This is a genomic window from Pantanalinema rosaneae CENA516 (assembly GCF_050753385.1).
Lineage (GTDB): Bacteria > Cyanobacteriota > Cyanobacteriia > Leptolyngbyales > Leptolyngbyaceae > Pantanalinema > Pantanalinema rosaneae.
In genome coordinates, this window is the sequence record NZ_JBLZFZ010000037.1 from 35,499 (window position 1) to 47,788 (window position 12,290).

The 12,290-nt window shown below is 51.7% G+C and carries 8 protein-coding genes and 1 other RNA gene; 5 read left to right on the forward strand and 4 right to left on the reverse strand.

Going from position 1 to position 12,290, the window contains the following annotated elements:
• Positions 1–49 precede the first annotated feature (49 nt).
• On the reverse strand, positions 50–1,315 hold the full coding sequence (locus ACN4EK_RS20180) for an anhydro-N-acetylmuramic acid kinase (RefSeq protein WP_431659992.1): 1,266 nt from the start codon (positions 1,313–1,315) through the stop codon (positions 50–52).
• A gap of 117 nt (positions 1,316–1,432) precedes the next feature.
• Here ACN4EK_RS20180 and smc point away from each other — a divergent pair, with 117 nt between their 5' ends.
• From smc to ACN4EK_RS20200, 4 genes are all read left to right on the forward strand, one after another.
• Positions 1,433–5,140, forward strand: coding sequence for a chromosome segregation protein SMC (gene smc / locus ACN4EK_RS20185; protein WP_431659993.1), 3,708 nt, complete (start codon positions 1,433–1,435; stop codon positions 5,138–5,140).
• Positions 5,141–5,375: 235 nt separating this feature from the next.
• Positions 5,376–6,362, forward strand: a complete 987-nt coding sequence (locus ACN4EK_RS20190; RefSeq protein WP_431659994.1) for a PRC-barrel domain-containing protein — start codon at positions 5,376–5,378, stop codon at positions 6,360–6,362.
• Positions 6,363–6,364: 2 nt separating this feature from the next.
• Positions 6,365–6,976: an SET domain-containing protein gene (locus ACN4EK_RS20195; protein ID WP_431659995.1), complete on the forward strand. Its 612-nt coding sequence runs from the start codon at positions 6,365–6,367 to the stop codon at positions 6,974–6,976.
• 68 nt (positions 6,977–7,044) lie between these two features.
• Complete coding sequence (locus ACN4EK_RS20200; protein WP_431659996.1) at positions 7,045–9,231, forward strand: ATP-binding protein; 2,187 nt, start codon at positions 7,045–7,047, stop codon at positions 9,229–9,231.
• Between the two features lie 36 nt (positions 9,232–9,267).
• Here ACN4EK_RS20200 and ACN4EK_RS20205 read toward each other — a convergent pair whose 3' ends face one another.
• The 3 genes from ACN4EK_RS20205 to ffs form a co-directional block, all read right to left on the reverse strand.
• Positions 9,268–9,696 carry a hypothetical protein gene (locus tag ACN4EK_RS20205; RefSeq protein WP_431659997.1) on the reverse strand — a complete coding sequence of 143 codons (429 nt, stop codon included), beginning with the start codon at positions 9,694–9,696 and terminating at the stop codon, positions 9,268–9,270.
• 186 nt (positions 9,697–9,882) lie between these two features.
• Positions 9,883–10,278 carry a phasin family protein gene (locus ACN4EK_RS20210; protein ID WP_431659998.1) on the reverse strand — a complete coding sequence of 132 codons (396 nt, stop codon included), beginning with the start codon at positions 10,276–10,278 and terminating at the stop codon, positions 9,883–9,885.
• Between the two features lie 214 nt (positions 10,279–10,492).
• An RNA gene (gene ffs, locus ACN4EK_RS20215) (signal recognition particle sRNA small type) lies at positions 10,493–10,589 on the reverse strand.
• A 205-nt stretch (positions 10,590–10,794) separates the two neighbouring features.
• On the opposite strand from ffs, the gene atpD reads away from it, so the two are divergent.
• Positions 10,795–12,243: a F0F1 ATP synthase subunit beta gene (gene atpD, locus ACN4EK_RS20220; protein ID WP_431659999.1), complete on the forward strand. Its 1,449-nt coding sequence runs from the start codon at positions 10,795–10,797 to the stop codon at positions 12,241–12,243.
• Positions 12,244–12,290 lie beyond the last annotated feature (47 nt).

The window sequence follows — 12,290 nt, forward strand, 5'->3', positions numbered from 1 at the left end:
CATTAGCTCATTGCCGTCTGGGTCTGAGCGGTACTTCATGCTATCACGCTTAGGAGAAGGGAGTCCCGTGAATTTCCCCTAAAAGCACAGGTGTGGTGGCACCCGTCACCTCCGGCAAATTACCAGGAATGCCCTGTTGCCGCCAGTATGCTAACACAGCAAAGGCGATCGCCTCTTTGAAATCTGCATTGACACCAGCATCGTCGGTCGTTAAAACTGACACCTCCCCTAATGTAGCCTGGAGTCGGTGTTTCAGATAGTGATTTTTGCTGCCACCCCCACACAGCAACACCTGATCGGGCAACTGTGGCAAGAAGGTGCGGTAGCTATGGGCGATCGAGGCAACCGTGAACTCCGTCAACGTCGCCAGAAAATCCGCTGCACTCAACGATCGATCTGCCGCCTCTGCCCAACATTGTTGTAAATAGGCGACCCCAAACAACTCCCGTCCCGTAGATTTTGGAGGGGGTTGATGGAAAAACGGCTGCTGCAACCACTGTGCTACTAGCTCCTGACAGGGTGTTCCCGTTGCCGCCCAGGCTCCATCCCGATCGTAGGTCTGCGCTCCCCCCGACAACTGCTGCACCGCCAGATCAACTAGCACATTCCCTGGCCCCGTATCCCAACCCAATACAAAGGACGATCGCCCATTTTTCCCATCTCCCCATCTCTCCATCTCCCCATCTCCCCGACCTCTGGCTGGCAAATACGCCACATTCCCAATTCCGCCCAAGTTCTGCACACAACGGTTCAACGTCGGGTGAGTCAATACAGCCAGATCCACAGCCGGGACTAACGGCGCACCCTCCCCTCCCGCCGCAATGTCCGCTTGACGAAAGTTGCTGACCGTAGGGACTCCAGTCAGGTAAGCGATCGCATCTCCCCGTCCCAATTGCAGACTGTAACCTAATGCCGCCCGATCGCCCCAGGTTCCGGTAGCTCCCGTTTTATCCGGTGGACGATGAAACACCGTTTGACCATGCGACCCAATTAAATCCGCCGGGGGATGCCCGATTTGGAGAGCGATCGCCGCCTGGGCAAATTGTTGGGCAATGTCATCGTCCAGGGTCGCTAACTCTGCCATCGACAATGCAGATCCCTCACAAACCGCTAGAATCCGCTCTCGTAAACTGGCAGGGTAGGGATAGGTAGCCCCTGCCACTAAGTGAACCTGCAAGTCCTCTTGCCGCCCCTCAATTTTGACTAAGGCAGCATCAATACCGTCTACGGATGTCCCGCTAATCAGACCAATCACATACATCATGTTTATGGGCGATCGCCGTTCCTCAAGAAACTTTTTGTTTTTATAGAACATTTGTTCTAATTGTGCTATCTATATAGAGAAAAGATAGCGAACTTTCCGTCCATCACGGCTTTAAAAGGCTACACTGAATCACGTTCTTTGCCCTGCCCAGACCCCCATTAAACGCCTGTGTATATTAAGCGTCTGGAACTGACTAACTTCAAATCCTTCGGTGGCACCACACCGATCCCTTTATTGACGGGGTTTACCGTCGTTTCCGGGCCCAATGGCTCCGGCAAGTCAAATTTAATTGACGCGCTCCTGTTTTGTCTAGGATTAGCAGGTTCCAAAGGGATGCGGGCAGAACGCTTACCCGATCTAGTGAATCACACCCAAAGTACCCGCAATCGATCGACGGTAGAAGCCAGCGTCACCGTGACGTTTGAACTGGAAGCAGCGGAGATTCAGGCATGGGAGGCAGCCGCCGCAGAGGAGCAGGGGAGTCAAGGTCAGGCAAATGGGGCAGATGGGGCAGATGAGAAAGATGAGGGAAATGGGGCAGATGAGGCAGCAAAGGGAGGAGCAGGCAAAAAATCGGCGGCGACGCTAACCTTACATCCCACTAAGGAATGGAGTGTGACGCGGAAACTGCGGGTGACACAGCAGGGCACCTATACCTCGAACTACTACATTAATGGCGAAGCCTGTACCCTGACTGAGTTACATGAGGCATTGAATCGGCTGCGGATTTATCCCGAAGGCTATAACGTCGTGTTGCAAGGGGATGTCACCCGGATTATTTCCATGAACCCCCGAGAGCGACGGGAGATTATTGACGAATTGGCTGGAGTTGCTGCCTTCGATCGCAAGATTGATCAAGCTAAGGAAAAGCTGGATGCAGTCAAAGATCGGGAAGATCGCTATCACATTGTCGAAAAAGAACTGATCGATCAGCGCGATCGACTGGCACAGGATCGGCTGAAGGCAGAAAAATATCAAAAATTGCGGGCGGAACTTCAGACTAAAGAACAGTGGGAACAGGTGATCCGCTATCGGCAGTCTGCCCAAGGTGCCGAGCAACTCCAAGCCCAGATTGTGGCAGATGAGCAGGCGATCGCCCAGTTAACCGAGCAATTAACCCTGATCGCCACGCAAATTCAGCAAACTTCCAGTGAACTAGACCAACTAAATGCCCATGTGAAAGCCTTGGGCGAAGAGGAGTTATTAGCGTTCCAAGCCACGCTTGCCACCCGTGAAGCCGAACTGCGACAACTCCAACGCCAGGAACAGGATTTACAAACGCGCAGCCGGGAACTCACTGCCAATCTGACCCGTACCCAGCAAGAAATTCAGGAACAGCAGCAAGCCCTGACCACCGTGGCCCAAGCGCATCAAGCGATCGAAACTCAGGAAATCGCCAGCCTGCGTCAAGCCCGTGATCGGGCACAACAGGAACTGGAGCAAAACCGAGATGCCGCCAATACCTCCGCCGCCAGTGCCGAAGCCTGGGTACAGGAACAAACCACCCTCCGCCATCACATCGATAGTTTGCAAGCGACTCTAGAACCACAACGGACAGAGCAAGCTCGATTACGGGAACGCACAGAGCAACTCGATCGACAAATTCAGGAGCAAACGCAAGCCCAACACACGCTCGAACAGCAGCTAGCCGATAAACAAACTCAATATCAAGCCGTTACAGCCACCCTGGCAGCGAGTACCCAACAGGTGCAATCTCTCGCGGCAGCAGTCGCAGCGGCAGAGCAAGAATTCAGTATGCAACAGGACACCCAAACCCGGTTGTTAGCGGAACAGCGCGAGAAACAACGACGACTGGATAAATTGGAAGCCCAAAACCAGGCAATGCAGGAAGCTCAGGGCACCCATGCCACCCAAATCATTTTGCAAATGGGGTTATCCGGCGTATGTGGCTTAGTCGCCCAACTGGGACGAGTCGATCCGCGCTATCAGCTTGCCCTGGAAACAGCCGCAGGAGCGCGGTTAGGGAATTTAGTGGTGGAAGATGACGCGATCGCTGCCGCCGCGATCGAAATCCTTAAACAACGACGCGCCGGACGAGCCACTTTTCTGCCTTTAAACAAGATTCAGGCAGGTCGCATTCCTAACGATTCGCGGATTCAGTCGCTGAATGGTTGTGTCGATTATGCCATCCATTTAATTGAATATGAACCTCGCTATCAGGACGTGTTCGCCTATGTGTTCGGCAACACGGTAGTCTTTGAAAACTTGAATGCTGCCCGTCGCCATCTGGGACAGTACCGGATTGTCACCCTAGACGGTGAGTTACTGGAAAGTAGCGGTGCGATGACGGGAGGTAGTTTCAGCCAACGTCAATCCCTGCACTTTGGTACTGCTGATGCCAGCGAATCGGCTGAAATCACGAGCCTGCGCGATCGCCTGCAAGAAATCGATCGCATCCTCACCCGGTGTGAAAACAGCATTGCCCGCGCCAGTCAACTGGTCAAACAGCGCACCCAAGAACTGCTGGAAGTACGGCAACACCACCGCGAAGCCCAACTGCAAGCCGATCAGCTTCACAAGGATATTCAACGGTTACAAACCGAATTGACTCAAGTTCAAACCCAACTTCAACAGCATACTCAAGAACTCAGCACTGCCCACGATCGCCTCCGGACGTTGGAAGCCACGATCCCCACGCAAACGACACAACTGCAACACCTGCGGCAAACTCTGGAGGATTTGGAGCAATCCCAAACCCATAGTGAATGGCAACAAATTCAAGCCCAACTTCGGACTCAGGAAGCCGAGTTAAATCAGCGCGAGTTAGCCTTACGAACCGCCGAACAACGCCTGCAAGATTTAACCAATCAGCAGCAACGGATTCAGGAGCGCATCCAGCAGGCTCACGATCGCTTGCAAGAATACCGCACTCAGCAAACGGCAGTCTTACATCAACAATCTGCCCTGACTGAACAACAGGCAACGCTTCAGCACCAAATTCAAGCCACTCAGGCTCAACTCGCAGAACTTGAACAACGGCTAGGGACGGAAAAACAACAACGCGATCGCACCGAGCGGCAATTGCGAGAACAACAAACCCAGCAGCAACAGCAACAATGGCAACAGCAAAAGTTGCAGGAAACCCAGGCAGAACGCCGACAAACTCTGGTGGAATTGCAGGAACAACTAGCAGCCCAACGCTCCGAACTGCCGGATCCCCTGCCCACGATTCCGCCGGAAGCCGAGGCAAAAGATTTAGCCGCCCTGCAACACGAGCTACGATCGTTACAAAAGCGTTTACAGGCAATGGAACCTGTGAATATGTTGGCGCTGGAGGAATATGATCGCACCCAAACCCGCTTACAAGAACTGAGTGACAAGCTAAAGACTCTGGAGGAAGAACGGACAGAGCTATTGCTGCGGATCGAAAACTTCACGACGCTACGGCAACGCGCCTTTAAGGAAGCCTTTGATGCCGTGGATGAAAACTTCCAGGCAATTTTCGCTACCCTGTCGGAAGGGGATGGACGGTTGCAACTGGATGATCCCCAGAATCCCTTTAATGGGGGGTTGAATCTGATTGCCCATCCTAAAGGCAAGCCGGTGCAACGTTTGGCATCTATGTCGGGAGGCGAAAAGTCCCTCACTGCTCTCAGCTTTATCTTTGCCTTGCAGCGCTACCGCCCCTCGCCGTTCTATGCCTTTGACGAAGTGGATATGTTTTTGGATGGGGCAAATGTGGAGCGATTAGCTAGAATGATCAAACAGCAATCTCGGCAAGCTCAATTTCTTGTGGTCAGTCTGCGCCGACCCATGATCGAATCGGCTGAACGGACGATCGGGGTGACTCAGGCTCGGGGAGCGTATACGCAGGTCTTGGGGATTGACTTAACCCCCCAAAGCGCCTCACTTTAAAAATAGTTGTGGCAGAGTTCGGTCATCCGTATTTCGCCCATTGCCCCTGACTTTAATTCGTGTATAGGCTGGAAGTAGAAGTATCCCTATCATTGATTATTAGTTCCATCAGGTATCGGTTGCAAAACAGACAGGGTGATCGGCGATCGCCACTGGCTAACGATAAACCGACGACAGCAAACAGCCGACATTTGATATAGTGATTCAGAATTCATAAAGCAGGATTCGGGACATAATGGCATCTGAAGAAATCCGCCAACGCTCTGACTTTTTAGGCACTTTAGTCGTCACCCGCAACACGGGCAAAAAACTGGGTGTCGTCAGCCAGTTATGGGTCGATATTGATCAACAGGAAGTTGTTGCCCTGAGCCTCCGCCCCAATCTGCTTTATGGCACTCCCCAACCTATGCTACTGAGTAGTATTCGTCAAATTGGGGATGTAATTCTCGTCGATGATGAGGATGTGATTGAGGATATTGATGTTGAGACATATACGAGTCTGATCAACTGTGAGGTGATTACTGAAACCGGAGATCTCCTCGGTAAGGTGAGAGGCTTTAAGTTTGATGTCGATACCGGCAAGCTGACTTCGCTGATTGTTGCGTCTTTAGGCGTACCTTTGATCCCCGATCAGGTCGTTAGCACGTATGAACTGTCGATCGATCAGGTGGTCAGTAGTGGGCCCGATCGCTTGATTGTGTTTGAAGGCTCGGAAGAACGTTTAGTCCAACTCAGTGTCGGAGTTCTGGAGCGATTGGGCATCGGCAGAGCCCCCTGGGAACGGGATGAGGAAGATGATTACGTGATTCCGGCACGTCCAGAGAATCAACTCCCGACTGGATTGCGTACCCCGGTCGCGACCCCCGTCCGCAAAACCGAACGCGTAGTTCAGGAAACCTGGGATGAGGATAACTGGGGCGAACCCGAACCCCGGCAACTCCAGCAACGACAGGCAGCCCCCCTGTATTACGATGACACCGATAAAGGCGATCGAGATAACTGGGACGAAACTAGCGGTCGGGATGACTACCGTTACGGTTCAGGCAATCAACCGTATGGCCCCGATGACTATACGGACGATTACGACGATCGCTACGATGACGAGTACGATGAGCTAGAGGAAGATGCCTGGGCAGACCAGGAACCGAGGACTTATCAAGCTCGGCGGGTGAATATTCCCGAAAAAACTAAAGCTCCAGAGTACGAAGAGGAAGGCTACTAAACATGATGCACCCACACACTGAACTCCGATTTATCAATGATGCGATCGGATATGGTGTGTTTGCCACAAAATTCATTCCTCAAGGTACCATCACCTGGATTCTGGATGACTTAGATCAGAAGTTTGACGAAGCCTATGTGATGTCACTTGATCCCCTATTGCGTGAGCATTTGATTAAATATTGCTTCCGCGACGAACAGGGGATCTACATCTTATGTTGGGATATTGCTCGGTACGTTAACCATAGTTTTGATCCCAGCTTAATTGCCACTCCGTATAAGTTTGAGCTAGCCGCCAGGGATATTTACCCCGGTGATCAAATCACCGATGATTATGGCTACTTCAATCTCGATAAACCGTTTTACTGCTTTCCAGAACCGGGCACTACTCGTACCAAAGTTATGCCCGATGATATCCTGAACTACTACCCAGAATGGGATCGCAAAGCCGCAGAAGCGATGCGGTATTTTAATCAGGTGGAACAGCCGCTTCAGACCTTTATTCATCCCGACTATGTGGATAAAGTGGGAGCGATCGCCCAGGGTAGCGAAACCATGGATTCCATTTTATCGTGCTATTACGATCGCTCTGGTAAGTTAAAGGCAGCTAGTTGAATTACTTTGGGCAGAAACGGGTATTTTACTGAGAGGGCTTCCCGACCATTCGTTCCTGGAGAATACACATGCAGTCTACCGCTTCGGACTCTGGGCCATCGAGCCGCAAGCCAAGACTTTCGCTCCTTCGCTCCATTGGACCGCGATTGTTCTTCTCAGTCGTTGGCGGTTCCCTGGTGGGCTTAATCGGCACTTCCTATTTAACCTATTGGGAGCTAGCCAGACAGTCTGAAGCAGAATTACGCTCTAGCCTGCAAGTGAAAGCCGAGAACTTACAGGGTGACTTCAGTACCTTTGAATACTCTACCCGATTGGTGGCTGATGCCGTCAAAACGCTCTATAACGCTGGCGAACGGCGGGAACAGGTCTACGTTGATCTGATCCAGCGATCGCTGGCAACCTCCCCCTTAGGAACAGGATTAGGATTTGGACAACCCCCTAACCAGCGCTTAATTATTCCGGCGCGGCGCTATGCCTATCCCTATGCCGTGCGGGATCAGGATGGCAAAGTAGTGGCAGAAGGGGGCGAATCTAAACCGGAAAACTTTGACGAAAGTTACTTCAAAGATCCGATTAAAGCGGGTAAACCAATTTGGCTAGAGCCCGTTCGCTACGAAGAAGATACCGTCAGCCCACCGCGCATCTTTACCAGTACCAGCTATTCCCTACCCATCTACACCCCAAACAAGCAACTCTTAGGCGTACTGAGCCAAGATCTAGAACTGGGCTTTCTCAGCAATAAGCTCGATGTGCAGGTGATGCGGGAAGCCGGACATTTTATTCTCGTCAGTGCTGGCGGTAAATTAGTTGCCTATCCCACCGATCCCCAAAAGGCGCTGGATCTCAACTTGTTTCCAGAACTGAATAACTACTCCGAACTCTGGCAAAAAATTCAGGACGACCTGCAAACAGGCAGCAAAACTGGCATCACCCATTGGCGCGATACCAATGGCAAAGCTGAATTTTGGGCATATCAACGCATTCCCAACAATAATTGGGTATTAATGGCAGTGGTGCCAGAGTCAGTAGTATTAGGACCAGTCGTGCGGTTTACCGCGATCGCGGCTCTGGGGTCAATCTTAGGTGTCTCGATCGTCCTCGGCATCGTTGTGGCATTGTTTGTCAAACGCCTGAACCAACGCCTGCAACCGATTATGGATGAGTGTAATCGGCTAGCAGAAACCAATGCTAAGAGCGAAGCCTTGATGAGCCGAGAAGATGAACTGGGACGGCTGACCATCTCGTTCTATGCCCTATTGGGACAGGTGACGGTGAATGAACGCCGCCTACGCCAGGAGATGGCAAAGTCATCTCAAGCGCTGCAAGCCTTACAACAAGCACAGGCACAACTGATCCAAACCGAAAAAATGTCGAGTTTAGGACAACTCGTTGCCGGAGTTGCCCATGAAATCAATAATCCAATTAACTTTATTTATGGCAACCTACCCCATGCCAGCACCTACACCCAGGATCTGCTGAATTTAATTCGGCTATATGACGAAAAATATCCCAATCCCGATCCCGAAATTGCCGAGTACCGGGACGATATTGATCTCGATTTTCTCGTTGCCGATCTGCAAAAAATGCTGCACTCCATGAGCATTGGTGCCGATCGGATTCGGGAAATTGTTTTATCGCTCCGCAACTTCTCCCGCCTAGACGAAGCCGAAATGAAGCGGGTAAATATTCATGATGGGATTGATAGCACCCTATTGATTTTGCAAAATCGACTGAAGGCAAACCCCGGACATCCCGCGATCGAGATTGTCAAGCAATATGGCACTTTGCCCCTGGTCGAGTGTTATCCCGGACAACTGAATCAGGTGTTTATGAACATCCTCAGTAACGCGATCGATGCTTTGGACAGCTACAACCAAAAGCGAACAGCCGAAGAAATTGCCGCCACCCCAGCTACGATTACTATCCAGACCGAAGTGATCACAGGTGAACCGAACGGAACTAGCTCAACCTTGGTATCGCCAACGGCGATCGTGGTGCGGATTCGCGACAACGGTTCTGGCATTCCCGTCGCCAATCAATCCAAACTATTTGATCCCTTTTTCACCACGAAACCCGTGGGCAAAGGCACTGGGCTAGGGCTATCGATCAGTTACCAAATTGTGGTTGAGAAACATCACGGTAAGCTGAAATGCACCTCTGAACCGGGACAGGGCGCCGAATTCTGGATCGAGATTCCGGTGAGCCAAAAAGCCTTGCCCGAATCCGGTGCCAAACCCTCTCAGGATATTGGTTAAACCTGATCCAACCGCTACCCCTAATTCGCGATGCTGTTAACGAAATGAGATCAGTTCCTTATCGGGACAGCTATCTCCTTCCCAGCCGTAGGGATGCATTCCACAGACCAGGAGATTGCCGTTATAGGCCTGCCCATGATAGTGGCGGCAACCGACACACACCGCCGGAGTCTCAGGTAACGGATCAAACAACGGATCGATCGCCCAACTATCGTCTGATTCTCGATCGTCAAACACCGGACTGACCCCTAAAAACTCTTCAAACAGTGGCTCAAAGAACTCGTTAAATTGTTGTTCGACCTCATTCACGATTGCATCTTTGAGCAAGTCTGCCAGTTCTTCCGATGTCTCTACAACAGCATCCACCGCCTCTGCCAGATCTTCCATAAACTCCGTAAATAATTGCTCTACCTCACTGGCAATCTGGTAGATGCCCTCCAAGAAAGGATTTGATCCGCTTTCCATACGCCGCCTGCCCGCCTACGAAGGATATCGATCGGGACTCAAGTTTAGGTGTCCCGCAACCCTTGAATACATAGACCTCTCGCAGACACTATCTGGAATCAGCAGACTCACGCATACAGGTCGCTTGTTAGGCAAGGGGTCTATTCCTCATTCCTATTCAATCTAATTTAGCCGATCGCCAAGCGCCTAATCGTGTTTCAACCGTCGCAGTTCTTCTTGCAATTCCGCCACCCGTCGCCGCATTTCATCCACATCATCCCTGGGGGGTTCTGCCACTGAGGCAGTAGATGTCACCGTAGTTGATTCGTCATCATCTAAAATCTCGATTTGCCGTGGCTCCGCTGGGGTAGATGCCGTAGAGGTAGGCTCCGAAACGACGGGTTGCTGGGCTTTATTCACCATATCATCCACAAAGCGCCGCGCTTCCTCAGTCGTCATTTCGCCCCGCGCCACCATTTCATCCGCCAGCTTTTGCACCTGCACCCGCAATTCACCCAGCTTCACCCCAGCTTTTTCTCCAGCGTAGGATGCCATACCAATGCCGAGATAAACCGCTTTTTGTACCAGATCTCCTAATCCCATAATGGTCAATCCTCGTTATGCCCTGGATGTTTCCAGCATACGGAATAAAGCCGATATCCTGCTACTGGCTAAAACGCAGGATTGCCGTACTGAGAAATGGCAAATTACCGCAAGGGTGGAATGAATGAGAACAAATACAGCCAAACCTGTAGCGAATCTGGCGTTGACGAACCAGCCTATCGGGCTACCCCGGCTGCCCAGGCTTTAAAACAAAGGCGACCCGGAGTCTACGCCTATCACAAGCATCCCGTATTGCTGCTACCTTCCGGTCCTGACAAGGTTTGGGCGTTGTAATCGCATAGATCCGAGCCACATATCAGCATAACACGATTGGTCAGGAGTTGTGGAAATTGGCGATCGCAGAAACTTTCTTGCCTCGCTTTAGGAAAAAATAACTTTTGCAAAGGGTCTAGTGATAAGCTGATGAATGGCGATTTGAACGTTACGATACGTTTCCAGTCTGCAACTAAGTCCGAAATATTTAGGATAGCTGAAGTCACAGAGTAGGGCGCGAGCATGGTTACCACCACAGAAAATATTGGTTACATCACGCAAATTATCGGTCCCGTTGTGGACATCAAGTTCCCTGGCGGGAAGTTGCCAGATATCTACAATGCCTTGACCATCAAGGGAACCAACACGGCTGGACAAGAAGTGGATGTCACCTGCGAAGTTCAACAACTGCTTGGCGATGAGCAGGTGCGGGCAGTTTCGATGAGTACCACCGACGGTCTGGTTCGTGGGATGGAAGTGAAGGATACGGGAGCCCCGATTAGTGTGCCCGTTGGTGCAGCCACCCTGGGACGGATTTTTAATGTGTTGGGCGAACCCGTAGATGAACGGGGTCCCGTCAGCGCCAACGACTTTTCTCCGATCCACCGTTCTGCGCCCAAACTGACTGACCTGGAAACCACCCCTTCCGTATTTGAAACCGGCATTAAGGTGATTGACCTGCTAACTCCCTATCGTCGGGGTGGCAAGATCGGTTTATTCGGTGGAGCCGGAGTGGGCAAGACCGTGATCATGATGGAATTGATCAACAACATCGCCACCAAACACGGTGGGGTATCGGTCTTCGGCGGTGTGGGTGAGCGCACCCGTGAGGGCAATGACCTCTACAACGAAATGATGGAATCCGGCGTAATTAATAAGGACAATCTGGGCGAGTCCAAGATTGCGCTAGTCTACGGTCAGATGAACGAACCCCCTGGAGCCAGAATGCGGGTGGGACTGTCGGCACTGACCATGGCGGAATACTTCCGGGATGTCAACAAGCAAGACGTACTACTGTTCATCGATAACATCTTCCGGTTCGTGCAAGCGGGTTCTGAAGTATCCGCACTCTTGGGACGGATGCCGTCTGCGGTAGGATACCAGCCCACTCTAGGTACGGACGTGGGCGACCTGCAAGAACGGATTACGTCCACCACCGAAGGTTCCATTACCTCTATCCAAGCAGTCTATGTGCCAGCGGACGACTTGACTGACCCTGCTCCGGCTACCACCTTTGCTCACTTAGACGGAACCACCGTGTTGTCTCGGGGTCTAGCCTCTAAAGGGATTTACCCCGCCGTGGATCCCCTCGGTTCTACTTCCACCATGTTGCAACCCGGTGTTGTGGGTAGCGAACACTATCAAACCGCTCGGGAAGTCCAATCCACTCTGCAACGGTACAAAGAACTGCAAGACATCATCGCCATCCTGGGTCTGGATGAACTGTCTGAAGACGATCGTCTCACCGTGGCTCGCGCCCGCAAGATTGAGCGCTTCCTATCCCAGCCGTTCTTCGTGGCAGAAGTGTTCACCGGTTCTCCTGGCAAATACGTCACCCTGGCCGACACCATTAAGGGCTTCAGAATGATTCTCTCCGGTGATCTGGATGAGTATCCTGAGCAAGCCTTCTACATGGTTGGCAGCATCGACGAAGCGATCGCGAAAGGCGAAAAGATGAAGGCTGGCAACTAATCAGACGCAAGGAGTTTAGCGCTAGGGTCAGGCCGATAACTGTGATT

Coding starts and splice junctions, on each gene's coding strand:
- atpD (WP_431659999.1), top strand. CDS start 10,795: ATGGTTACCACCACAGAAAATATTGGTTACATCACGCAAATTATCGGT.
- ACN4EK_RS20195 (WP_431659995.1), top strand. CDS start 6,365: ATGATGCACCCACACACTGAACTCCGATTTATCAATGATGCGATCGGA.
- ACN4EK_RS20205 (WP_431659997.1), bottom strand. CDS start 9,696: ATGGAAAGCGGATCAAATCCTTTCTTGGAGGGCATCTACCAGATTGCC.
- ACN4EK_RS20180 (WP_431659992.1), bottom strand. CDS start 1,315: ATGTTCTATAAAAACAAAAAGTTTCTTGAGGAACGGCGATCGCCCATA.
- ACN4EK_RS20210 (WP_431659998.1), bottom strand. CDS start 10,278: ATGGGATTAGGAGATCTGGTACAAAAAGCGGTTTATCTCGGCATTGGT.
- ACN4EK_RS20190 (WP_431659994.1), top strand. CDS start 5,376: ATGGCATCTGAAGAAATCCGCCAACGCTCTGACTTTTTAGGCACTTTA.
- ACN4EK_RS20200 (WP_431659996.1), top strand. CDS start 7,045: ATGCAGTCTACCGCTTCGGACTCTGGGCCATCGAGCCGCAAGCCAAGA.